The organism is Streptomyces sp. ME19-01-6, from assembly GCF_033793745.1.
Taxonomy (GTDB): domain Bacteria; phylum Actinomycetota; class Actinomycetes; order Streptomycetales; family Streptomycetaceae; genus Streptomyces.
The window spans coordinates 22,581-46,237 of record NZ_JARAXF010000040.1; the positions used below are offsets into that span (position 1 = coordinate 22,581).

Below are 23,657 nucleotides of genomic sequence, written 5' to 3' on the forward strand. Positions count from 1 at the left end.
TGCGCGGCCACCCAAGCCCCCTTCTGTGTGCGTAGGGCAGCCGTCAACCGTACACCAGGGGGTGCCAGGATCTGCTGAGGATTCCCCTTAGACCTTCACGACCGCCAGCCGCTGGCCGTCCAGCGTGCGGACCTCGAAGCGGTCGATCTGGTCGGGGTTCATGGCCGCGCCGCCCAGGGCGTACAGCGGCTCCTTGCTCCAGCGGGACGCGTCGCCGTCCTTGATGCCGTAGCCGGTGCTGGGCACCGCCCAGGTGGTGATGGTCTCCTCGTGACCGTCCTTGCCGACGGCGACCAGGTCGCAGGACTTCGGGCCCTTCACATTGCCGAGCTTGAGCGCCACCGAGGTGCCCCAGCCCTTCGCCTGCAGCGAGACGGTGGCGTCGACCTTGGTGGCGGGGTCGACCGAGCCGGTCTTCTGCCCCTGGTCGAACGCCGCCTTCGCGGGACTGGCCACCACCTTGCCGCCGCCCCCGCCGCTGTCGCCGCCGCCGTCCGAGGTCAGCGCGGCACCGGCGAACGGACCGCCGATGATCAGGGCGGCGGCCGCGGCCACCAGGTACAGGCGGCGCCTGCGGCCCCCGCGGCGGCTCGTGGCGACGTCGTCCATCAGCCGGCCGAGCAGCTCGGGCCCGGGGCGGGCGGTGATGGTGGCGGGGTCCAGCACGGTCCGGCCGTCGGCGGAGGTGGCGAACTCGGCCAGCAGCGGCGGAATGCCCATCAGCTGATCGAGCTCCGCGCCGCATCGGTCGCAGCCGAGCAGGTGCTCCTCGAAGCGGGCGGCTTCCGCCGCGTCCAGGACGCCGAGGGCGTAAGCGCCGACGGCGGTGTGCTGCTGGTCCTCCGCTGCAGGCATCATGCCGTAACCCCCCGTTCCTCCAGCGAGAGCCGCAGGGCACGCAGCGCGTAGAAGACCCGGGACCGGACCGTCCCAGGCGGTACGCGGAGCACCTCAGCCGCCTCGTTCACCGTACGCCCCTTGAAGTATGTCTCGACCAGCGCCTCCCTATGCGCGTCGGTGAGGTCGGCGAGCGCGTCGGAGATCGTCATCATGCGCAGCGCCCGGTCGATCTCGTCGGCGGCGGGCACGGCGTGCAGCGGCGTTGCGTCCACTTCCTGGGGGCGGGCCCGGCGGCCGCGGTGACCGTCGATGACGATGCGCCGGGCCACGGTCACCAGCCAGGGGCGCAGCGATCCGCCGGTGCTCCGCAGCTGGTCGGCGTTGCGCCAGGCCCGCAGGAGCGTCTCCTGGACCACGTCCTCCGCCCGGTGCCGGTCGCCCGCGACCAGGCGCAGGACGAAGGCGAGAAGCGGGCCCGCGTGCTCTTCGTAGAGCGCGCGCATGAGCGCGTCGTCCGGTGTCGTCCTCTCGGTCACGGGAGCATCCTTGCGTAATCCCTACTGCGTGGTCGAGGGGGGTCGAGGGGGTACGTACGGTAACACTTCCATGTTCAACAAAAACGCCGCGCCGTATGCTCAATTGCGCTATACAGCAGTCTGACCGGGCCCACGCCCGCTACGCCGACCTGGGGTGACACGGCATCAGTCAGGCCCGGGTGACCCGGCGGCGGTGCCGGGCCACGCGCTCGCGGTTGCCGCAGACCTCGCTGGAGCACCAGCGGCGGCGGCGCCCGCGCGAGGTGTCGAGGTAGACCAGCGAGCAGGTCTCCCCCTCGCACTGCCGCAGCTGCCCGCGCGCCACCGGGTCGGTGAGCAACTCCACGGCGTCCCGCGCCACCTGCGCCAGCAGCGCGCCGCAGTCGGGCCCGGCGGCGAGCCTGCGGACGAGGGTGCCATCGGCGGTGCGTACGGCCCGCACGGCGGGCGGGGCGGTGGCGGCCAGGGCGTTCACCCGCTCCAGGTCGGCGCCCGCGGCGCGGCCCTCGACCTCGGTGTGCACGATGCGGTGGAGCAGGTCCCGGGCGGCGCGGAAGCGGGCGAGCCAGCTGCCGTCGACGATGTCGAGGGCGGTGCCGCGGGGCACCAGACCGGCGCCGACGAGCCACGCCCTGAGCCGCTCCACCCCGTCCAGCCGCTCGACCGGCGCCTCGCTCAGCCGCCCGCCGACCGTGGCCACCAGGTCCAGACAGAGCCGCCCGGAGTCGAACCGCAGGTCGTAGGCCGACGCCACCGCCATGTTCCTGTCACTCCTTCGGGGCCGAGCGGTCACACGGGCATGCGCGCCATCCCAGAGTGCCCGCCCCGGCCCGAGCCCGAAACCCCCACGGACCCGCCCATCACCCCACGGCGGCAAGGGAGTTCGGGGCCCGCCAGGCGGTTATGCGTCGGCGTACTTGGTGTCCGCGACAGGATCCAGCGCCAGCCGGTAGCCGCGCTTGACGACCGTCTGGATGAGCTTCGGGGCGCCGAGGGCCGTACGGAGGCGGGCCATCGCCGTCTCGACCGCGTGCTCGTCGCGCCCCGCGCCCGGCAGGGAGCGCAGCAGGTCGGCGCGGGCGACGACCCAGCCCGGGCGGCGGGCCAGAGCGCGCAGCAGGGCCATGCCCGCCGGCGGCACGGCGCGCAGCTCGCCGTCGACCAGGACCGCGTGGCCGCGGATCTCCAGCCGGCGCCCGGCGACCGGCAACGGCCGCACGCGGCCCGGCAGTTCATGGGTCAGAAGCTGGACGAGCGGGCCGAGCCGGAAGCGTTCGGGCTGGCTGGTGGGGATGTCATGGGCTTCGAGCGGCAGCGCGGTGACCGGCCCGACGCAGGCGGGCAGCACGTCATGCCGCAGCGCGTCCAGCAACTCCTCACGCATGCCGCGCCGCTCGGCCCGGTCCAGCAGGCTCGCGGCGGCGGGGGCGCTGGTGAAGGTGACGGCGTCCAGGGCACGGGCGACGGTCGCGTCGAGGAGGCGGTCCAGGGGGGCGAGGTCCTCGGGCGGCATCCACCGGTACACCGGCACGCCCACCACCTCCGCGCCCGCCGCGCGCAGCGACTCGACGAAGCCGGGCAGCGGCTCGCCGTGCAGCTGCACCGCGATACGGCTGCCGTCGACCCCCTCCTCCAGCAGCCGGTCGAGCACCTCGGCCAGCGACTCGGACGCCGGGTACCACTCCTCGGTCAGCCCGGCGGCCCGTATCGCGCCCCGCACCTTGGGCCCGCGCGCCAGCAGCCGGGCGCCGCGCAGCCGGGCCAGCAGGGCGTCCCCGAGGCCCCATCCGTCGGCGGCCTCGACCCAGCCCCGGAAGCCGATGGCGGTGGTCGCGATCACCGTGTCGGGGGCGTGGTCGAGCAGCTGTCTGGTGGCGGTGAGCAGTTCCGCGTCGTCCGCGAGCGGCACGATGCGCAACGCGGGCGCGTGCATGACGGCCGCGCCCCGCCGCCGCAGCAGCGCGCCGAGCTCGTCGGCGCGGCGGGCGGCGGTGACGCCGACGGTGAACCCGGCGAGCGGCCCGATGGCGGCGGGCGTGGGCTCGGGCGTGGCGGGCCCGGCTGTCCCGGGCTCCTCCGGTGCCGTGGTCGCGGCGCTGTGGTCTCGGTGCATGGTTCTCGTCCCGATCCGCTGTCGTATGGGCGCCCTCCGCGACCTCATCTCGACGGCCATCCTGTGGCCGCCCGGTGACGGTGACGGTTCGCGGAGGTTTCCCGGGTGTAACGGAGCGTACGGACGGGGAGCGCGCGCCTTGTGCGCCCGTACGCTCCCCGTCCCACCAGGGCTGCTCCCCTCCTCGGCTCAGACGTCCGCGTACGCGGGTTGCCGCGCACCCTGCGGTTCATGCGCCTCCACCGTGGCGGGCCGACCGGCCGACCGGGCCCCGCGGAGGTATACGGCCCAGGTCACGACGGAGCACAGGGCGTAGAACGCCAGGAAGGACACGAAGGCCGGGGTCCCGCTGTGCGCGTTCAGGAAGGACTCCCGGAAGGCCAGGTTGATGGCGAGCCCGCCCAGCGCGCCCACCGCGCCGATCAGCCCCATCGCGGCCCCCGACAGCCGCCGCCCGTACGCCGCGGCCTCCTCGCCCGCAAGGCCCCGCGCGACCGCTTTGGCCTGGAAGATGCCGGGGATCATCTTGAACGTGGAGCCGTTGCCGAGCCCGCTGAAGACGAACAGGGCGATGAAGCCGACGAGGAAGACGGACAGGGACTTCTGCGCGGAGGCGTAGACGACCACCACGGCCGCGACGGCCATGGCGGCGAAGTTCCACAGCGTGATCCGCGCGCCGCCGTAGGTGTCGGCGAGCCGGCCGCCGATGGGGCGGATGAGGGAGCCGAGCAGCGGGCCGATGAAGGTGAACGAGGCGGCCTGCAGCGGGGTGCGGTCGAACTGGTTCTGCAGGACGAGGCCGAAGGCGAAGCTGTAGCCGATGAACGACCCGAAGGTGCCGATGTACAGCAGCGACATGATCCAGGTGTGCGCGTCCCGGGCCGCTTCCTTCACGGCCCCGCCGTCGTTCCGCACCGGCGCCAGGTTGTCCATGAACACCGCCGCGAGCAGCGCGGCGACCACGATCAGCGGGATGTAGACGCCGAGCACCACACGCGGGTGGGCCGCGCCGGCCGTGCCGATGACCAGCAGGCCGATCAGCTGGATGACGGGCACACCGATGTTGCCGCCGCCCGCGTTGAGGCCGAGCGCCCAGCCCTTCTTCCGCAGCGGGTAGAAGGAGTTGATGTTCGTCATGGAGGAGGCGAAGTTTCCGCCGCCGACCCCGGTGAGCGCCGCGACCACCATGAAGGTGGTGTACGAGGTGCCGGGCTTCATCACCACGGCGGCGGCAATGGTCGGCACCAGCAGCAGCGCCGCGCTCACGATCGTCCAGTTGCGCCCGCCGAAGCGGGCGACGGCGAAGGTGTAGGGGACGCGCAGCACCCCGCCGACCAGGGTGGGCATCGCGACCAGGAAGAACTTCCCGGCCGGGTCCACCCCGTACTCCGGCCCCATGAACAGGACCATCACCGACCACAGGCTCCAGATGGAGAAGCCGATGTGCTCGGAGAGGATGGAGAACAGGAGGTTGCGGGTGGCGATCTTCTCGCCCTTCTCCTTCCAGAAGGTCTCGTCCTCGGGGTCCCACTGTTCTATCCAGCGGCCCCCCTTGCGTGCGGCGGTGGTCGGGGCAGTCATCACGCCTCCACAGTTCTCTGGTGTCGCCCTGGTAGGCGGTTTCACTGCCGACGACGGTAGGAAGTACGGATTTCCGGGCTGTGGCAGCAGGTGACGCGGACGAAACCTTGCTCTCACCCGGGAGCGCGGGGCGCGGTGAGGGTGTCGGCCAGGGCCGACTCGGCCATCCCGGCCGCCTCAGGCCTCTCTGTCACCTTGTCTGTCACCTTGGTCGTCTCCGCCGCCTCCGGGCTCGGCAGCCAGCTGCCGGGCGGGACGTCGAGCCACCCCCCGACCGGCCCGAGCGCCGCCGCGGCCGCCCGCAGGGCGTCCAGGCCCGGGTGGCGCAGCCCGCGCCGCCAGACCATGCAGACGGGCGACAGCGGCACGGGGCCGGTCAGCGGCCGCAGCACGGCGCCGGGCATGGCGATGAACACCGTGCTCGCCAGCACCGACCAGCGCCGCTTGGCCACCACCCGGGTGAACTCCTCGACGCCCTCGATCTGTGGGAACGGCTCGGCCATCACGATGCCGCGCCCCGCGAACAGCTGCGCGGCCAGGTCCGTCCACTCGGCGGTGGCGGCGTTGCCCGCCGCCGCGTACAGCGTCTCCCCCGCGAGCGCGTCCAGAGGGACCTCGGGGAGCCGGGCCAGCGGATGGTCCTCGCGCAGCACCACGGCCATCCGCTCGTAGCGGACCAGCTGGTGGTCCAGGCGCGCGAGCACGGCCGGGTCGAGCCCGCCGACCCGCCCGAACGACACATCCAGCCGTCCCGCGAGCAGTTCGGCGGCGGCCCCGGTCAGCCCGCTGTGGAAGTGCGCCACGAACTCCACGTCGGGCGCTATCCGCCCGCGCGCCTCGGCCAGCACCTCGCTCCCGGTGGACACCGGCGCGCTGACGTCGACGACCAGCGGCCGCCCCGCCCCCGCCCCGCCGCCCCCGAACGCGGCGGCCAGCTCCTCCTGCGCCGCCAACACCCGCCGCGCGTAAGGCAACAGCCGCTCCCCCTCGGCGGTCAGCGCCACCTGCCGGGTGCTCCGTACGAACAGCTCGACGCCCAGCTCGCGCTCCAGCCGCCGGATGTCACGGCTGAGCGCCTGCTGGGCGACGTACAGCCGGGCGGCGGCGCGGGTGAAGTGCAGCTCGTCGGCGACGGCGGCGAAGGCGCGCAGCAGGCGCGGCTCGATGTCCTGGGGCATGCGGTGCAGTCAACAGCATGCGAGGGATTCACAACACAGGTGCGTGAATGGCCGCGTATCAGGTGTTGGACCGGGCGCGGGCCCGCCCGCGACCGTGGAGGGGTGATCCTCTTCCTCGCCTCGCGGCCAGTGGTGCCCAACGTCCGCCGTACGGCCGTCTGCCGTGCGCCGAACGGCACGGCGCGCGGCGGTGCCCCGAGCGCCGCACCCGCACCCGCACCCGCACCCGCACCCGCACCCGCACAGCAAATAACCCTTGACGGCGACCCGGGCCCCCGCCCGCCCCACCGCTCATTCCTCGCGCCCTACCGGCGGCTGTTCGCCGCGCCCGGGGCGCTCGCGTTCACACTCGCCGCCCTCGCGGGGCGGGTGGCGGGGGCGATGCTGGGGGTCAGCATGGTGGTCATGATCTCCACGGTCCGTGACTCGTACGCCCTGGCGGGCGCCGTCTCGGCCACCGGCCTCGCGGTGACGGCCGTGACCGGGCCGCTGCTGGGCCGGCTGGTGGACCGCCACGGCCAGGCGCGGGTCGCGGTTCCGGCGGTCGCCGTGTTCGCGCTGGGGGCCACGGCGACGCTGCTGTGCGTCCACTACGGGGCGCCCGCATGGGCGCTGTTCGTCTGCGCGGCGGGCTCCTCGGGCGTGCCCAGCCTCGGCTCGATGACGCGCGCCCGCTGGGCGTCCGTCCACCGCGACGACGCGGCGGCGCGGCACACCGCCAACTCCTTCGAGCAGGTCGTCGACGAGGTCTGCTTCATGGCGGGCCCGGCGCTCGCGATGGTGCTGTGCACGACGGTGTTCCCGGAGGCGGGGCTGGCCACGGCGGCGGTGCTGCTCGTCGCGGGCACCCTGCTGTTCGCGGCCCAGCGCCGCACCGAGCCGCCGCCGCACCGGCGCCCGCACTCCGCGCCCGCCGCCGCTGAGGGGGCGCTGGTGCGCTCGCCGGGCCTGCGCGTGGTGGTCGTCACCTTCCTGGCGACCGGCGCGGTCTTCGGCTCGATGGAGGTCGCGACGGTCGCGGCCGTGGAGTCGTACGGCCACACCTCGGCGAGCAGCGCGGTCCTCGCCCTGCAGGCGGCCGGGTCCTGCGCGGCGGGCCTTGTCTTCGGCGCGCTGCCGGTCCGCGGGTCGGCGGCGGCGCGCTTTCTGGCGGGGGTGGCGGCCATGGCCGTGGCCGTCCTCCCGTTGCTGACGGCGACCGGGCTGACGACCCTGGCCCCCCTGCTGTTCGTCGCGGGCATGGCGACCGCCCCGACGATGATCAGCGGCATGACCCTCGTCCACCGGCTGACCCCGCCCACCCGCCTCAACGAGGGCATGACCACCGCCTACACCGGCCTCCTCGTCGGCATCTCGGCGGGCGCGGCGGCGGGCGGCTGGACCGTCGACCACCTGGGCGCCGGGGCGGGCTACGCGGCCCCCGCGACGGCCGCTGCGCTGGCCCTGCTGGCGGCGGCGGGGGGCGCAGGGCGGCTGCGGCGGTCACTGGGCGGGGCCTGACGCCCCTCGCCCAGCCAGGCCACCTACCAGGCCGCGCCGAGGAGTCGGGTGCGCAGTGCGGCGGCGCCGGATTCCGCGAGCCAGTCCGTGAGGGTACGCAGTCCGGGGTGGACGACGCGCAGTGCCTCGATGTCGGCGTGCCAGCGCGAGCCGGATATCCACCGATCCCTGACGTGGGCGATCTCGGGATTGAGTGCGAGAGCCTCATCGTGGGTGAGCTGCTCGTAGCGCACCGCGGTGCCGGTGGCTTCGCTGATCGCGGCGACCGCCTCGGCCGGGGTCGGGGCGTCCCCGGCCAGCTCCAGGGTCCGCCCGGCGAACCGGTCCGGCTGATCGAAGGCCATGACGGCGAATTCCGCGATGTCCTCCAGCGCGATGATCTGCACAGGCTCGTCCGGCGGGAAGACGTGCCGGTGCACGCCTCCCGCGATGCCGTCCAGGCCAATCGCCGGCGATGCCAGGAAGTTCGACATGAACCTCACCGGGCGCAGTACGGTCACCGACCGCATCCGTTCACGCAGGTAGTCCTCGATGCGCCTCTTGCCCAGGGAAGCCGCCAGAGGGTCCGGCGTGGACGCGATGCCGGTGAACACGACGTGCTCGACTCCCGCGGTGGACGCGGCGTCGGCCAGGGCCCGGCCGCGGGCGAACTCCCGCTCCACGTCGGCGCCGGCCGGTCCGTACGCCACCGGCGGCACGGCGAACAGCGCCGCGGCTCCCTCCAGCGCCACCGACAGGGTGGGCGGGGCGTCGAAGTCGGCACGGACGATGTCGGCCCCGGCGGCCTTGAGCGCCGTGGCGGCGGGAGCGGTCGCGTCACGCACAAGCGCACGCACCGGTCTGCCGGCCGCCAGGAGACGACGCGCGGTGGCGCCGCCCTGCCGACCGGTCGCGCCGGTCACGACCACCAGACGGTCATCGAGGCGCCCGCCGGGCGTGGCGGCGGGGCGTGCTGGCTGAGTGGTCATGTCGTCCTCCGCCCCGGGGATGTCGGTGGGCACGGTCAGCGTGGGCCCGGGGCTGATGTGGAATGCTCCACCCGGTTAAGCGTGACGGACAAGGGATTACGTGACATGACCACAGCCCTCGATGACACCGGCCGAGCCGATGCCCGCCGTAACCGCGCGAAGGTGCTCCGCGCCGCCGTGCGGGCCTTCACCGATCACGGCCTCGACGTCTCGCTCGGAGAGATCGCGCGGCAGGCGGGGGTGGGCACCGGCACCGTGTACCGGCACTTCCCGAGCAAGGAGATCCTGCTCGAGGCCGTACTCGTCCAGCACATCGACGACCTGGTCGCCGCGGCCCGACGGTGGGCCGCCCAGACCCCCCCGACGGCCGCTTTCTTCGGGTTTCTTCTGGAGGTCGTCGACAAGTCGTCCGGACGCAAGCACGTCTGTGACGTCGTGGCATCCGACGCGAGCTGGCCGCGGCCGATGCTTGCCGCCTCGGGGCGGCGCTTCCGCCAAGCGCTGGCCGAGTTGCTCCGCGCGGCCCAGCAGGCCGGCGGGGTCCGCACCGACATCGGCCCGGATGACGTCGCCGCGCTCGCTGTCGGGTGCGCGACGATACGGGCCGCCCATCGCGACCGCGCCCAGGGCACCCGGATGGTGCACCTGACGCTGGAGTGCCTACGGGATCCCACACCAGTCACGAAAGATCGTATGTTTCGTGACGCACCCGGTGGGGGTCACGAAACCCGGCCGGGGTGCGAGGAGTGCGGGGCCCGGCTCGATGCCCGGACCACTGGCCGCCCCGCACGTTACTGCGGCGCGACCTGCCGGCAACGAGCCCACCGTCGCCGCGTCGGACGATGACGCCGCGGCCCGACTGGTGATGTCGCCAGACCCACCCGCCCATTTTGTCCACACCATTGACGTACCTCCGGCGCCCCACCTACCTTCCTCCATCGAAGCGCTTCGACGATCGTGCGTGCACCCTCCACCCCTCCCGGAGGCAACGGATGTTGAAGGCACGGAAACGGACGGCAGCCCTCCTGGCCGCCGCCATGGTGGGAGCCGCGGCGCTCACCGGGTGCGGCTCGGACAGCGGGGACGGCGACGGCAAGACGCTCAAGCTCTGGCACTACGAGGCCCCGAACGGAGCGATGGGCGCGGCCTGGAAACAGGCGATCGAGGAGTTCAAGAAGAGCCACCCGGGCGTCACGGTGAAGTTCGAGGAGAAGGGCTTCGAACAGATCCAGAAGACGGCCTCGATGGTCCTCAACTCCAACGACGCCCCGGACGTCCTGGAATACAACAAGGGCAACGCCACGGCCGGTCTGGCCGCCAAGCAGGGCCTGCTCACCGACCTCACCCCCGAGGTCACCAAGCGCGGCTGGGACAAGTCGCTGAGCGCCGGGGTCCAGACCACCAGCCGGTACGACGCGCAGGGCGTGATGGGCTCCGGCAATTGGTACGGGGTGCCCAATTACGCCGAGTACACGATGGTCTTCTACAACAAGGACCTCTTCGACAAGTACAAGGTGAAGGTCCCCTCCACCTTCGAGGAATTCACCGCCGCCCTGGACACCTTCACCTCCAAAGGCATCACCCCGCTGGCGAACGCGGGCGCCGAATACCCCGCCCACCAGTACCTCTATCAGCTGGCGCTGAGCAAGGCGGACCGCTCCTGGGTGGACTCGTACGAGCTCTACAAAGGCAAGCCCGACTTCCATGACGCGGCGTGGACGTACGGCGCCGAGACCTTCGCCGACTGGGTGAAGAAGGGCTATATCGCCAAGAGCTCCAGCGGCACCAAGACCGAGGACGCGGGGACGGCGTTCATCTCGGGCAAGAACCCGATGTTCTTCTCCGGCAGCTGGTGGTTCGGCCGCTTCAAATCGGAGATGAAGGACAAGTGGGGCACCTTCCTGTGGCCCGGCTCCAAGCTGACGCTCGGCTCCGGCGGCAATCTGTGGGTCGTCCCCAAGGGCGCCAAGAACAAGGAGCTCGCCTACGACTTCATCGACATCACGATGAAGAAGGGCATCCAGAACGCACTCGGCAACAAGGGCGGTGTGCCCGTGGCCGCCGATTCCTCGGCCATCACCGACCAGCAGTCCAAGAGCCTGATCGAGAACTTCGACACGCTCGCCAAGAACGACGGGCTCGCCTTCTACCCGGACTGGCCGGCCCCCGGCTTCTACGACACCCTCGTCTCCGAGACACAGAAGCTGATCACCGACAGCACGGATCCCGACGACTATCTGGACGCACTGAAGAAGGCGTACGAGTCGGGCGCGCCGAAGACATGAAAACAGCCGGAACCACGAAAGGCACGGGACGGCCGCCGCGCGCATACCCGTACGCGCTCTTTCTCATACCCGGCGCACTCGCCTTCCTCGTCGTCATCGTCGTCCCGTTCCTGATGAACACGGGGCTGAGCTTCACCCACTGGCAGGGGGTCGGCACCCCGTCCTGGGCCGGGCTCGACAACTACCGCACGCTGCTCGACGACTCCGCCTTCTGGGAGTCCTTCCGGCACAGCCTCGCGATGGTCCTGGCGATGGCGGTGATCCCCACCGCCATCGGCCTGGTCCTGGCCGCCGCGCTCTTCGACTACATCGCCAAACACATCGGCACCCGTATCGCGACCGTGCTGCGCGCCTGCTTCTATCTGCCGCAGGTGCTGCCGATCGCGGTGGCCGGCATCGTCTGGAGCTGGATCCTCGCCCCCGACAACGGCGCGCTCAACGAACTCCTGGACGCGGTCGGCCTCGGCTCGCTGCGGCACGACTGGCTGGGCGACCCGGACCTCGCGCTCTACAGCGTGATGGGCGTGATGGTGTGGGTCCAGCTCGGCTTTCCGCTGGTGGTCTTCATGGCCGGAATGCAGCGCGCCGACCCGGCCCTGCACGAGGCCGCCGAGCTGGACGGGGCCTCCTGGTGGCGGCGGCTGTGGCATGTGACGCTGCCGCAGATCCGCCCGGAGATCTATGTGGTGCTGCTGTGGTGCACGATCGCCGCGCTCAAGGTCTTCGGCGCCGTCTACGTACTGACCAAGGGCGGGCCCGGCGGAGCCACCAATGTGCCCTCGTACTTCTCCTTCCAGAACTTCTTCGAGAAGACGCAGGTCGGCTACGGCTCCGCGGTGTCGACCGTGCTGACCGTACTCATCCTGGCGCTGGCCCTGGTGGGCTTAAGCCTGCAGACCCGTGCGGAGGACCAGGACCGGTGAAGGCCGTCACGCGATACCCGGTACTGGCCGCGCTGGTCGTGGCGGCCCTCTTCATGGTGGCGCCGTTCGTCATCGTCGCGCTCAACGCGGTCAAGTCGCCCGCCGAGTACTCCGCCAATGGACCGCTCAGCCTGCCCGACGGGCTGCACCTCGACGGGCTGAAGGACTTCTGGGAGCGGGTGGACTTCGGACAGAAGCTGATCAACTCCGTGGTGATCTCCGGCTCGGTGGCGGTGCTCGCGGTGGTGCTGTCGGTACTCAACGCGTACGCGATCGGCATCGGCCGGATCAAGGGCCGCCCCTGGGTGCTGGCCTTCTTCGTGCTGGCGAACATGCTGCCGCAGGAGGCGCTGGTCTACCCCCTCTACTACGTGCTGAAGGAGGCGGGGCTGTACGACACCCGGCTCAGCGTCATCCTGGTCTTCACCGTGATCCAGTCCGCCTTCGGCACCTATCTGCTCTCCTCCGTCCTCGGCGCCTTCCCCAAGGAGGTCATCGAGGCGGCCAGGATCGACGGCGCGAACAAGTGGCAGGTGCTGTGGCGGGTCGTGGTGCCGGTCAGCCGGCCCACGATCGGGGTGCTGCTGGTCTTCTTCTTCATCTGGACCTGGAACGAGTTCCTGCTGCCCCTGGTCATGCTGATCTCCAACGACAACCAGACGGTCTCGGTGGCGCTCGGCGTCCTCCAGGGCCAGCGGCTGATGGACGCCACCATGACCAACGCGGCCGCCCTGCTCGGGGTCCTGCCCGCGTTCCTGTTCTTCCTGATCTTCCAGCGGACGCTGGCCCGCGGCATCGCCGTGGGCGCCGTCAAGTGACCGCGTCATATGACCCCGCACATGACCCCGCCGAGGAGGGGCTCCATGGCCAGGATCACGGACGTGGCCAAGCACGCCGGGGTCTCACCCAGCACCGTCAGCTACGCCCTCAGCGGCAAACGGCCGATCTCCGAGACCACCCGGCGGCGGATCCACGCCAGCATCCGCGAACTCGGCTACCGTCCGCACGCCGGGGCCCGCGCCCTGGCCAGCAGCCGCACCCGGGTGCTGGCGCTGGTGACCCCGCTGCGCGAGAGCGGCGACGCCACGCGCACGATGCGGTTCGCGGCCCACGTCGTCACCGCCGCCCGGCGCCACGACCACGACGTCCTGCTGCTCACCCAGGAGGAGGGCGAAGAGGACCTGCGCCGGGTCGCGGAGAGCGCCATGGCGGACGGCTTCATCGTCGTGACCGCCCAACCCCACGACGCGCTGCTGCCGCTGCTGCGCGGCCTGGGACGGCCCTGCGTACTGATCGGCCCCCGGAGCGGCGCCCCGAGCCCGGCCGGGCCGGTCTGCGTCGGTCTCCCCGATCCCGGAGACGGCCGGGCCCGGTCCGGGCCCGAACCGCCCGCACCGACCGAGCCCGACGACCTCGCCGAGCTCTGCGTCGTACTCCTGATGACCCGGCTGACCCCCGTCCCTCGGGCTCCCCAACGCGACGAGGGCCCCGCGGTCTGCTGACCGCGGGGCCCTCGTCGTACATGGGATGAGTGGAGATGGCGGGAATCGAACCCGCGTCCAACGGTGCGGAACCAGGGCTTCTCCGAGCGCAGTCCGCTGTGATTTTCTCGGCCCCGGAGATCACGCGGACAAGTCTCCGACGGGCTCAGCCACTGTTTGATTTCCCACTGGACCCCGTGACCGGGTCTAGTGGTTTAGTCCCCTAGCTGATGCCAGGATCCGGGTCGGGAACAGCCCCGGGCTGACACTTCGCAAGTCGCTACTTAGGCAGCGAGGGCGAAGGAATCGCGCTTGGTGTTGGCGATTATTGGTTTCGGCATATGGTTTACGAGATCATTGCCGCTTCCTCGGCTCGCTTCCCCTGCTTCGACAGCCGCTGTCGAAACCGATCATCCCCATGTGGTGTTATCAAGGTGGTGCCACACCCCTCTACCGGGGGTGCAGCCCTCATCGTACGGGAACAACGCATGACAGTGCCAGCGTATTCCCGCCGGTCAGGCCCGCTGCCGCCGCCGCGCCGCGGAGATGGCCCGATCGGACTCCCGCCGGTCCTGCTTCTCCCGCAGGGTCTGCCGCTTGTCGTACTCCTTCTTGCCCTTGGCCAGGGCGACCTCGACCTTGGCCCGGCCGTCCTTGAAGTACAGCGCCAGCGGGACCAGCGTGTGCCCGGTCTCCTGGATCTTGCCGAGCAGCTTGTCGATCTCCGCGCGGTGGAGCAGCAGCTTCCGCTTGCGGCGCGCCGCGTGGTTGGTCCACGTCCCCTGGCTGTACTCCGGAATGTGCACGTTGTGCAGCCACGCCTCGCCGCCGTCGAGCTGTGCGAAGCCGTCCACCAGCGAGGCCCGACCCTGCCGCAGCGACTTGACCTCGGTACCGGTCAGCACCAGACCGGCCTCGTAGGTGTCGAGGATGTGGTAGTCGTGCCGCGCCTTCTTGTTCTGCGCGATCAGCTTGCGCCCCGTCTCTTTAGCCATAGCGTGGCCATTCTCGCACTATGACCCGCCCCCGAGGCCACTCAATACCGTCCGCGCGCGCGTTTCGGCGCTCTTCTCGTCGTCGCCGCGGACGGACAGGTCGGGGGTGATGCCCTTGCCGTCGACGCCGCGCCCGGTGGGGGTGCGGTAGTGGCCGACGGTGAGCTCGGCGACCGAGCCGTCGGGAAGCTCGCTGGGCATCTGGACGGACCCCTTGCCGAAGGTCCGGGAGCCGACGACCACGGCGCGGCGGCGGTCCTGGAGCGCGCCGGTGAGCAGCTCGGCGGCGCTCATGGTGCCGCCGTCGACGAGGACGACGAGGGGGGAGTCGGTGTCGCCGCCCCGCCGGGCCTCCAGCACCCGCTGCTTCCCTCGTACGTCGTACGTGGCGACCAGGCCGCCGTCGAGGAAGGAGGAGGCGGTGGTGACGGCCTCGGAGACCAGGCCGCCGGAGTTGCCGCGCAGGTCGAGCAGGATGCCCTCGCCGTCGTGGATGGCCCGCACCGCGCGGCGGACCTGGTCGCCCGCGCCCCTGGTGAAGGCATCGATCTTGATCCGGACGGCGGCGGGGTGCTGGTCGGTGAGGCGGTCGACGGTCACCGGCTCGGTGGCCAGCTTCGCCCGCCGCAGGGTCTGCTGCCAGCGGTGCTCACCACGCCGCAGCCCGACCTCGACCCGGCTGCCGACGGCCTCGCCCGCGCCGCCGCGCAGCCAGGACACCACCTCGGTGACCGGGCGGCCGGTCGCCGGCCGGCCGTCGACGGTGCGCAGCCGGTCACCGGCCCGGATGCCGGCCTTCGCGGCGGGGCTGCCGGGCTGGACGCGGTCCACCGCGATCCGGCCGCCGGGCCCCACCCGGGCGGAGATCCCCACGCCCACGTACTCGCCGTCCAGATTGCGGCGGAAGCCCTCGTACTCGCGGGCGCTGTAGACCGCGCCCCATCGGTCCCCGCTGCGGCTGACCACTTCCCGGGCGGCCTTGGAGCCGGATTTCCCGTCCTCCTCGGCCTGGGCCGCGGCCGCCTTGACCTCGTCGCTCTCGACGGTGCTCGACACCGAGCGGGACGGTATCCGGGCGGCGGCCGGGTCCCGGCCGTCCTCGGCTTCGGCACCCCACGAGCCGACGGCGGCTCCCGTGGCCAGCACGCTCACGAAGACCACCGTCAGGGTGGCCCCACGGCGAATGCGGCGGGGCCGGACGAACAAACACGGGCCCGACATGCCGGTGAGTGTAGGGCAACACGGGGCGCCGTACCGGCGGTTGTGAGGTACGGCGCCCTGGATGAATGTCACACCTTGAGGTACTTGCGGAGCGCGAAGAACGCCGCGAGGGCGGGCATCAGCAGCCCGATCGCCAGCACCAGCGGAAGCTTGGCCAGCACCGCGTCGCCGCCGATGAAGTTGATCACCCTGATCTGGCCCGCCAGCCAGTTCTTGACCAGGAAGTAGTAGCCGCCCACCAGCAGCACACAGGCGAAGCCCGCGCCCAGCAGGCCCGCGATGGCCGCCTCCAGGATGAACGGCATCTGGATGTAGAAGCTGGACGCGCCGACCAGCCGCATGATCCCGGTCTCCCGGCGGCGGGAGAACGCCGACACCCGGACCGTGTTGACGATCAGCATCAGCGCGACGATCAGCATGAGCGACATCACCCCCAGCGCCGCGTAGTTCATGCCGTTGAGGAGCTTGAAGAGGTCGTCGACCACTTCCTTCTGGTCCTGGACCTCCTGCACCCCGGGGCGGCCGGCGAAGGCGGTGGAGATGACCTTGTACTTCTCCGGGTCCTTGAGCTTGATCCGGAAGGACTCCTGCATCTGGTCCGGGGTCAGCGAGTCGGCCAGCGGTGAGTCGCCGAACTCCTCCTTGTAGTGCTTGTACGCCTCTTCCGGGGTCTCGAACAGGACGCTCTCGACGATGCTCATCTGCTTGAGCTCGGCGCGGATCTCGCTCTTCTGCGCGTCGGTGACGGCGCCCTTGGAGCAGTTCGGCGAGGTCTCCTTGTCCTGCTTGTTGCACAGGAAAATGGAGACGTTGACCTTGTCGTACCAATAACCCTTCATCGTGCTCACCTGCTCGCGCATGAGCAGGGACCCGCCGAACAGAGCGAGCGAAAGGGCGACGGATACGATCACCGCGAAGGTCATGGTGAGATTGCGGCGGAGACCGACGCCGATCTCCGACAGGACGAACTGGGCGCGCATGGCGTCCTTTCAGTGCTGGTAGCCGTAAACGCCGCGGGACTGGTCGCGCACGAGACGGCCCTTTTCAAGTTCGATCACGCGCTTGCGCATCTGGTCGACGATCTGCTGGTCGTGGGTGGCCATCACCACGGTGGTCCCGGTCCGGTTGATCCGGTCCAGCAGCTTCATGATGCCGACGGAGGTCTGCGGGTCCAGGTTTCCGGTCGGCTCGTCGGCGATCAGCAGCAGCGGCCGGTTGACGAACGCGCGGGCGATGGCGACCCGCTGCTGCTCACCGCCGGAGAGCTCACCGGGCATACGGTCCTGCTTTCCGCCCAGTCCCACCAGGTCGAGCACTTCGGGTACGGTCTTGCGGATGGCGGTGCGCGGCTTGCCGATCACCTCCAGCGCGAAGGCCACGTTCTCCCCCACCGTCTTGTTGGGGAGCAGCCGGAAGTCCTGGAAAACCGTGCCCAGCTGGCGGCGCATCTGCGGCACCTTCCAGTTGGACAGCCGCGCCAGGTCCTTGCCCAGCACATGGACCGCGCCATGACTGGCGCGCTCCTCGCGCAGCAGCAGACGGAGGAAGGTGGATTTGCCCGACCCCGAGGAGCCCACCAAAAAGACGAACTCCCCCTTCTCGATCTCGAGCGAGACATCCCGAAGTGCGGGACGGTTCTGCTTGGGGTAGGCCTTGGTTACGTTGTCGAATCGGATCACTGAAGCACCACGGTCGACCTGGGTAGGGGTACGGGTGGCCGCGAAGCGGCCCCCGTCGGTGAGCGTGACCATACGCGAACCGCGCGCGAGCGCGCAGTCGCCGTTCGGGGTTTGGTGCGCTTCTTCACGGCACTATTGGGGGCAAACGGTTGACAACCCTCCCGCCGGGCCGTCCGAAACAGCTACGGAACCGGTACGGATGCGGTACGGAATCGTGCGGGGCGCGCCGAACCGGGCGGAAGCTGGCACAGTGGAGGGGGAACCAACACATTTCCCAGAGCGTTGGCCCCGTGTCTACTGCGGCATCGCCGCGCGGGAGGAGAAGAGCGCATGACGTATGACAGGCTTGTCTGCGCCAACTGCGCGAGCCCCGTCAGCGAGGGCCGTTGCCCGGTCTGCCGGGCCAGCAGGGAGCGTATGCAGCAGGACGGCGCTTTCGGCGGGCTGACGCCGGCCGCCCTGATAGCGCTGCTGGTGGCGCTGATCGCCGTCGCCCTGCTCGCCCACCAGGTCGCCACCGTGTAATCGGCTGTAGCGACCCATATCGGGGCGCGGACGGCCAGAACAGCCCGCTGGGGGCGCCGCACGCACGGTGACGGCCGAAGGCGCGCTGTGTGTCATCCCATACGTACGAGGGGCCCGGAGTGACGCCGCACTCCGGGCCCCTTCGCGTCGCTGCGCCGCACCCGGTCCGGCCGGATGCGCGATCAGGCAGCGGTGTTGCGGTTGACCAGACGCGGCATGAGGCGGAAGCCGATGCCGCCCGCGATCATCGTCGCGGCGCCGACCAGCAGGAAGGTGGTCTCGGAGGCACCGGTCTCGGCCAGTTCCTCCTTGGGCTTGGCCAGCTCCTCCTTGGGCTTGCTCTGCTCGACCGGCTCGGCGCCGGCGCTGTCGGTGTCGGTGTTGTCCTGGCAGTCGGTGCCGTCGACCTCCACCGTGCAGGTGTTGGAGTCGTCACTGCCGCCGCCACCGCCAGTGCTGGGCGACTCGGTCGGCTCGGCGGTCGGCTTGCCGGTGGGCTTGCCCGTCGGCTTGCCGGTCGGCGGCTTGGTCGGGTCGTCCGTCGGCGGGTTCGTCGTCGGCGGGTCGTCCGTCGGCGGGTTCGTCGTCGGCGGGTTGGTTGTCGGCGGGTTGGTCGTCGGCGGTTCATCCGTCGGCTCGGGGATCGACGTCGGGTCCTCGGTCGGGTCCCCGGTCGCGCCGACGCCGACGCCGACGCCGACGCCCTTGTCGTCCGCCTTGACCGAAGCGTCCACGCCACCGATACCGACATCGATACCCACGGCCGATGCGGCGCCCGCCGCCGTCAGCGACGCGCCCGCGGCGATCACGGCGCTGGCCGCGATCCGCGCGACGCGCAGCCGCGTCTTCTTCGTCATCTGCCTGCTACCCCCAGTAGCTGTACTCGTCAATGGAGCAGCTATGCACGGAGCAACGGTCTGCGGGGAGTTCTGATCCGCGGGACCGGCCACACAAGGCGGTCCGCGAGCCCCCGTTCACACGCGCCCCAGTCATACGCATGCCGCGCGTCAGCTTTCCCATTTTTCATATGACCGTCAAGGTCGTTGCGCGCGACATGTCCGCTATGGAGGTGGATGGCGGATGCATGGGTACAGGACTGTGACCAACCGGCCGTCAAGCCGTGGGCATGAGGAGGGCACGGGGCCGTCAAGCCGCAGGCAAGGGATCCTCGCTTCTGCCACTCACGTCCGCATGCCTACTTCTGCTGCTCCTGCTGCTTGCGCCAGCGGATCCCGGCCTCCAGGAAGCCGTCCAGCTCGCCGTCGAGCACCGACTGGGGGTTGCCGACCTCGAACTCCGTCCGCAGGTCCTTGACCATCTGGTACGGGTGCAGGACGTACGAACGCATCTGGTTGCCCCACGAGTTGCCGCCGTCGCCCTTGAGCGCGTCCATCTTGGCCTGCTCCTCCTGGCGGCGCCGCTCGAGCAGCTTGGCCTGGAGGACGTTCATCGCGGACGCCTTGTTCTGGATCTGCGAGCGCTCGTTCTGGCAGGAGACCACGATGCCGGTCGGGATGTGGGTCAAGCGCACCGCGGAGTCGGTGGTGTTGACGCCCTGGCCGCCGGGGCCCGAGGAGCGGTAGACGTCGACACGCAGCTCGGACTCGTCGATCTCGATGTGATCGGTCTGCTCGACGACGGGCAGCACCTCGACGCCCGCGAAGGACGTCTGGCGGCGGCCCTGGTTGTCGAACGGCGAGATGCGCACCAGGCGGTGGGTGCCCTGCTCGACGGAGAGGGTGCCGTACGCGTACGGAACCTGGACGGCGAAGGTGGTCGACTTGATGCCGGCCTCTTCCGCGTACGAGGTGTCGTACACCTCGGTCTTGTAGCCATGGCGCTCGGCCCAGCGCAGATACATCCGCTGCAGCTGCTCGGCGAAGTCGGCGGCGTCCACGCCACCGGCCTCGGCGCGGATGTTGACAAGCGCCTCGCGGGAGTCGTACTCGCCGGACAGGAGGGTGCGTACCTCCATCTCGTCAACCGCCTTGCGCACCGACTCCAGCTCGGCCTCGGCCTCGGCGCGCGTGTCGGCGTCGTCCTCGGCTTCGGCGAGCTCGAAGAGCACTTCGAGATCGTCGATACGGCCGCGGAGCTCCTCCGCCTTGCGCAGCTGCCCCTGCAGATAGGAGAGCCGGCTGGTGATCTTCTGCGCGCTCTCCGGGTCGTCCCAGAGGGAGGGGGCCGCCGCCTGCTCCTCGAGCGCGGCGATGTCGGCCCTCATCTTGTCGAGGTCCAGGACGGCCTCGATCGACCCCATGGTCGAGGAGAGGGACTTCAGCTCTTCGGATACATCGACGACTGCCACGGCACCAGCGTAACCGGCCGGACGGGCGACCGGGCCCACGGGCGGCTGGCAGGCCGACCGGCGAGTGAGCCGAAGGGGCGGGGCCGCCCGCGCCGGAGGCGCTGATGTGCACTGCGAAAGGGAGAGCGCGCGGAGGCCCTGAGGTACGAAGGGCCGAGGCTGCGTCCGATATGCGGCTAAAAGGGGGCTCAGGGGGCGCCGGGGGTCGCGGGGGACGAGTGCTCGCCGCCCTTCGGCGGCTCACCGCCGTCGTCGTCGCCCGACGCGAGCCAGCCGCCGATCCCCACCGCGGCCAGCAGCGCGCCCGTGACCACCGCGAGCCTGACCCGGCGGCGGCGCACCGCCTCGGAGACCGGCCGGTTGCGGGCCGAGCCCGCGCGGCGCTGGCCGCTGACCCGGGGGGCGCGCGCGGTGCCGTGCGGGCCCCCGGCGAGCTCGTCCGCGCTGGGCACCCGCATGCTGGTGTGCGTCTCGCGGCTGGAGTCGGGCACCGCCCCGGGCACCAGCGGCACCGCGCCGCGGCGCCGCGGCGGCTGCTGCTCGGCGGCGGGGACGCGGCGCGGGGTCGGCGCCTCGTCGTACCGGCCCTCCGGCTCGGCCCCGGGCTCGTCGGGCTCGTCGATGTCCAGTGGCGGGTAGCCGGCCAGCGACGGCAGCAGCTCGCGCAGCCGCGCCGCCAGCTCGGAGGCGCGCAGCCGGGAGGCGGGCGCCTTGGCGAGGCACTGCAGCAGCAGCTGCCACAGCTCGTCGGGGATGCCGGGCAGGGGCGCGACGGTCTCCGTCACATGGCGGCGCAGGATCGCGCCGGGGTGGCCGCCGCCGAAGGGGGTGAAGCCCGCCAGGAGCTCGTAGAGGACTGTGGCGAGGGCGTATACATCGACGCTCGCCCGCGGCGGCAGCCCCTCGACGATCTCGGGGGCGAGGTAGTCCGGGGTGCCGATGACGCTGCGCGGGTTCTGGACCCGCCCCTGGGCGGTGCCCTGCGGGCGCACCCGGCGCGGCGCGTCCACGAGGCGGGCCACGCCGAAGTCGGTGAGCAGGGCCGGGTGGGCACCGCCCGGGCCCAGCGGGCCCTGCATGTCCAGCAGGACGTTCTCCGGCTTGACGTCGCGGTGCACGATCCCGGCCGCGTGGGCCGCGGCCAGGGCGTCGGCGATGTCCGCGGCGATGGCCACCGCCGCCTCGGGGGCCAGCCGCCGCTCGCGGTCGAGCCGGGTGCGCAGGTCCGTGCCGCGCACCAGGTCCATGACCAGGGCCAGGTCGTTTCCGTCGACGACGAGGTCGCGTACGCCGACCACCCGGGGGTGGTCCAGGCTCAGCAGCGCGGTGCGCTCCTGTACGAAGCGGCCGACGAGCTCCTGGTCGGAGGAGAGCTCCTCGTGCAAGAGCTTGATGGCGACCGGGCCCTCGGGACCCTCGCCGAGCCACACCGTGCCCGCACTGCCGCGGCCCAGGACCTGGTTGGCGGTGTACCGGCTGCCGATCTTCCGTGACAAGACTGCTCCGACTCCTCCGACAGGGGCACGTTGCCGACAAAGCTACGCGGCTACCGGCGCGTTGGGGGCCACGGACAGCGCCAACTGTCGCTTCTGCGCGGAAAACACCCTTCGGATGTCGACAAATCCCCTTACTGGCGAGGCCCTTGGCCGCGTGGCCCCGAGTCGTGAAGCGGCTGGGTCAGCTGGGACCGCCGAGTTTGGAGATCCAGTCCTTCACCTCGGTGATCCAGCCGGTGACCGCGTCCCAGTAGCTCTTGCCCTCGGCGACCCAGTCCTTGAGCGGGGTCAGCTCCCAGATCAGCCACGAGCCCACGATCAGGATCACGATCACGAACAGACAGCCCTTGAGGCACCCCATACCGGGGATCTTCATCGGGCTGGAGCTGCGCTGCCGGGGCTGGCGCGGCTCGGGCTGCTGCGGCTGCGGCGGCGGCGGCGCGTAGCGCTGGGGCTGCGGCTGCTGGGGGTGGTGCGGCGCCGGGGCGTAGTTCTGGGGCTGCTGCTGGGCGTACGGGGGCGGCTGCTGCTGGCGCCTCTGCTGCCGGCGCGGCGGCTGCTGGGGCTGCTGGGGCTGATACTGCTGGGGCTGCTGGTACTGCTGGGGCTGCTGCGGGGCGGCCCGGCGCTGCGGGCGGCGGCGCAGCGGGTCCTGACTCGGGTCGAGGTACTGGACCTGCGTCTGCTCGTTGCGGTCCCGCGCCGCGCGCATCTGATTCTGCCAGGGGTGCGGGTCGTCCTGCCCCGGGCCCTGGCCGCCGGGCGGCACGGGCGGCATCGCGCGGGTCGGGTCGGCGCCGGAGGCCGGGCCGGAGCCCGCGGGCAGCACCTGGGTGGGGTCGGCGCCCGGACCGCCGCCGGGGCCGCCGGTCTGGGGCAGCACGCTGGTGGCCGCGGCGGGGTCGTACGAGGAGGAGCCGGCCGCGTTGGAGGGGAGCACCTGGGTCGGGTCGGCGGAACCCGCGGGGTCGGCGTCCGGCACCGGGGCGGGCGCCGGGTCCGGGGCGAGCAGCGCGCCGACGCCGAGCGCGGCCTCGGCCTGCGCGGGCGTGGCGTGCACCCCGACGCCCGCGGCGACCACGCGCAGCCCGCGGGCCAGGTTCTCGGCGCTGGGCCGCTCCTCCGGGCTCTTGCGCAGACAGCGCTCTATGACCGTCCACATCGGCTCGGGCACGGTGGTGGGGCGGCGCGGCTCCTCGCTCAGGTGCCGGTGCAGCACCTCGAGCGCGGTGTTGCCCGCGAACGGCGGCCGGCCGGTGACCAGCTCGTACAGCATGATCCCGGCGCCGTAGATGTCCACCGCCGAGGTCTGCGGGCGGCCCTCGGCCGACTCCGGCGCCACATAGGCGGGCGTGCCGACGAACTCATGGGTGCGGGTGAGGCCGGGCGAGTCCGCGAGGCGCGCGATGCCGAAGTCGGTCAGCATCGGGTGCATCTCCTCGCCCTCGCCCGTGCCGGCCAGCAGCACGTTGGCGGGTTTGAGGTCGCGGTGCACGATGCCGTCGGCGTGGCTGGCGGCGAGCGCGTCGGCGATCTGGGCCATCAGCAGGGCGGCGGCCACGGGGGTGAACGGGCCGTTACGGCGCACGTAGTCGTGCAGGTCCGGGCCGTCGACCAGGTCCATGACCAGGGCGAGCAGATCACCCTCGACGACCAGGTCGCGGGTGCGGACGATGTTGGGGTGGGTGAGCCGGAGCAGTACGGAGCGCTCGCGCAGGAAGCGCATCACGATCTCCGCGTCGTTCGCCAGCTCCTCCTTGAGGACCTTGATCGCGACGGTCTCGCCGGGCTGCCCGGCCACGGCGGCCTCGGAGCCCGCCGCCTCCCGCTGGCGGGCTCGCCAGACGGTGCCCGTGGCTCCGCGTCCGAGCGGCTCCTCGAGCAGGTACTTGCTGCCTACCGGCCGCACGTCATGCGCTCCCTGGTCGTGGTCCTTGTTGTCTGCGTTGGCTGCGTCCTGCCGACGGCTGGTTCACCTCGTCGGCATCGCCTGCGTCGGCCCCACTGTAGTGGGGCCGTACGACATGC

At 71.5% G+C, this 23,657-nt stretch carries 21 protein-coding genes, 1 other RNA gene and 1 pseudogene; 7 read left to right on the forward strand and 16 right to left on the reverse strand.

The genetic code is table 11. The features are described 5' to 3' along the window. Positions 1-87 precede the first annotated feature (87 nt). The 6 genes from PV419_RS46050 to PV419_RS46075 all read right to left on the reverse strand — a co-directional run bounded on the left by PV419_RS46050 (position 88) and on the right by PV419_RS46075 (position 6,248). Positions 88-858 carry a zf-HC2 domain-containing protein gene (locus tag PV419_RS46050; RefSeq protein ID WP_319699403.1) on the reverse strand — a complete coding sequence of 257 codons (771 nt, stop codon included), beginning with the start codon at positions 856-858 and terminating at the stop codon, positions 88-90. Next, the gene (locus PV419_RS46055) at positions 855-1,343 is read right to left on the reverse strand and encodes a sigma-70 family RNA polymerase sigma factor (protein WP_415925523.1); all 489 of its coding nucleotides are present in this window, start codon (positions 1,341-1,343) and stop codon (positions 855-857) included. The genes PV419_RS46050 and PV419_RS46055 overlap by 4 nt, the downstream gene beginning before the upstream one ends. 202 nt (positions 1,344-1,545) lie before the next feature. Continuing rightward, a complete protein-coding gene (locus PV419_RS46060; RefSeq protein WP_319699406.1) occupies positions 1,546-2,136 on the reverse strand; it encodes a CGNR zinc finger domain-containing protein in 591 nt (196 codons plus the stop codon). Positions 2,137-2,277: 141 nt separating this feature from the next. Then, the gene (locus PV419_RS46065; RefSeq protein ID WP_319699407.1) at positions 2,278-3,489 is read right to left on the reverse strand and encodes a uroporphyrinogen-III synthase; all 1,212 of its coding nucleotides are present in this window, start codon (positions 3,487-3,489) and stop codon (positions 2,278-2,280) included. 189 nt (positions 3,490-3,678) lie between these two features. Then, a complete protein-coding gene (locus PV419_RS46070; protein ID WP_319699409.1) occupies positions 3,679-5,070 on the reverse strand; it encodes a nitrate/nitrite transporter in 1,392 nt (463 codons plus the stop codon). A 113-nt stretch (positions 5,071-5,183) separates the two neighbouring features. Continuing rightward, on the reverse strand, positions 5,184-6,248 hold the full coding sequence (locus tag PV419_RS46075; protein WP_319699411.1) for a LysR family transcriptional regulator: 1,065 nt from the start codon (positions 6,246-6,248) through the stop codon (positions 5,184-5,186). A 102-nt stretch (positions 6,249-6,350) separates the two neighbouring features. Here PV419_RS46075 and PV419_RS46080 point away from each other — a divergent pair, with 102 nt between their 5' ends. Continuing rightward, a complete protein-coding gene (locus PV419_RS46080; RefSeq protein ID WP_319699412.1) occupies positions 6,351-7,748 on the forward strand; it encodes an MFS transporter in 1,398 nt (465 codons plus the stop codon). Positions 7,749-7,771: 23 nt separating this feature from the next. On the opposite strand, the gene PV419_RS46085 is transcribed toward PV419_RS46080, so the two are convergent. Next, entirely contained in the window at positions 7,772-8,716 is a 945-nt protein-coding gene (locus tag PV419_RS46085) for an NmrA family NAD(P)-binding protein (protein WP_319699413.1), read from the reverse strand. 105 nt (positions 8,717-8,821) lie between these two features. Here PV419_RS46085 and PV419_RS46090 point away from each other — a divergent pair, with 105 nt between their 5' ends. The 5 genes and pseudogenes from PV419_RS46090 to PV419_RS46110 all read left to right on the forward strand — a co-directional run. Beyond that, complete coding sequence (locus tag PV419_RS46090) at positions 8,822-9,562, forward strand: helix-turn-helix domain-containing protein (protein WP_319699415.1); 741 nt, start codon at positions 8,822-8,824, stop codon at positions 9,560-9,562. Between the two features lie 146 nt (positions 9,563-9,708). Beyond that, positions 9,709-11,001: an extracellular solute-binding protein gene (locus tag PV419_RS46095; RefSeq protein ID WP_319699416.1), complete on the forward strand. Its 1,293-nt coding sequence runs from the start codon at positions 9,709-9,711 to the stop codon at positions 10,999-11,001. Then, positions 10,998-11,924: a sugar ABC transporter permease gene (locus PV419_RS46100; protein WP_319699418.1), complete on the forward strand. Its 927-nt coding sequence runs from the start codon at positions 10,998-11,000 to the stop codon at positions 11,922-11,924. The genes PV419_RS46095 and PV419_RS46100 overlap by 4 nt, the downstream gene beginning before the upstream one ends. A 53-nt stretch (positions 11,925-11,977) precedes the next feature. Continuing rightward, positions 11,978-12,742 carry a carbohydrate ABC transporter permease gene (locus PV419_RS46105; RefSeq protein WP_319699485.1) on the forward strand — a complete coding sequence of 255 codons (765 nt, stop codon included), beginning with the start codon at positions 11,978-11,980 and terminating at the stop codon, positions 12,740-12,742. A 45-nt stretch (positions 12,743-12,787) separates the two neighbouring features. Next, positions 12,788-13,270 (forward strand): annotated as a pseudogene (locus PV419_RS46110) (LacI family DNA-binding transcriptional regulator); the annotation flags it as partial. Positions 13,271-13,453: 183 nt separating this feature from the next. On the opposite strand, the gene ssrA reads toward PV419_RS46110, so the two are convergent. From ssrA to ftsE, 5 genes are all read right to left on the reverse strand, one after another. Next, positions 13,454-13,823: a transfer-messenger RNA gene (ssrA, locus tag PV419_RS46115) on the reverse strand. Positions 13,824-13,920: 97 nt separating this feature from the next. After that, entirely contained in the window at positions 13,921-14,400 is a 480-nt protein-coding gene (gene smpB / locus PV419_RS46120; protein WP_319699420.1) for an SsrA-binding protein SmpB, read from the reverse strand. An 18-nt stretch (positions 14,401-14,418) separates the two neighbouring features. Beyond that, positions 14,419-15,621, reverse strand: coding sequence for a S41 family peptidase (locus PV419_RS46125; RefSeq protein ID WP_319699422.1), 1,203 nt, complete (start codon positions 15,619-15,621; stop codon positions 14,419-14,421). Positions 15,622-15,689: 68 nt separating this feature from the next. Further along, positions 15,690-16,601 carry a permease-like cell division protein FtsX gene (ftsX, locus tag PV419_RS46130; RefSeq protein ID WP_319699424.1) on the reverse strand — a complete coding sequence of 304 codons (912 nt, stop codon included), beginning with the start codon at positions 16,599-16,601 and terminating at the stop codon, positions 15,690-15,692. Between the two features lie 9 nt (positions 16,602-16,610). Continuing rightward, entirely contained in the window at positions 16,611-17,300 is a 690-nt protein-coding gene (ftsE, locus tag PV419_RS46135) for a cell division ATP-binding protein FtsE (protein ID WP_319699487.1), read from the reverse strand. A 330-nt stretch (positions 17,301-17,630) separates the two neighbouring features. Here ftsE and PV419_RS46140 point away from each other — a divergent pair, with 330 nt between their 5' ends. Beyond that, on the forward strand, positions 17,631-17,825 hold the full coding sequence (locus PV419_RS46140) for a hypothetical protein (protein WP_319699426.1): 195 nt from the start codon (positions 17,631-17,633) through the stop codon (positions 17,823-17,825). Positions 17,826-18,007: 182 nt separating this feature from the next. Here PV419_RS46140 and PV419_RS46145 read toward each other — a convergent pair whose 3' ends face one another. From PV419_RS46145 to PV419_RS46160, 4 genes are all read right to left on the reverse strand, one after another. Further along, a complete protein-coding gene (locus tag PV419_RS46145; protein ID WP_319699428.1) occupies positions 18,008-18,682 on the reverse strand; it encodes a hypothetical protein in 675 nt (224 codons plus the stop codon). A 338-nt stretch (positions 18,683-19,020) separates the two neighbouring features. Further along, entirely contained in the window at positions 19,021-20,133 is a 1,113-nt protein-coding gene (gene prfB, locus PV419_RS46150) for a peptide chain release factor 2 (protein WP_319699430.1), read from the reverse strand. A 188-nt stretch (positions 20,134-20,321) separates the two neighbouring features. Further along, on the reverse strand, positions 20,322-21,629 hold the full coding sequence (locus PV419_RS46155; protein WP_319699432.1) for a serine/threonine-protein kinase: 1,308 nt from the start codon (positions 21,627-21,629) through the stop codon (positions 20,322-20,324). 181 nt (positions 21,630-21,810) lie between these two features. Continuing rightward, positions 21,811-23,538 carry a serine/threonine-protein kinase gene (locus PV419_RS46160; protein ID WP_319699434.1) on the reverse strand — a complete coding sequence of 576 codons (1,728 nt, stop codon included), beginning with the start codon at positions 23,536-23,538 and terminating at the stop codon, positions 21,811-21,813. Between the last annotated feature and the right edge of the window lie 119 nt (positions 23,539-23,657).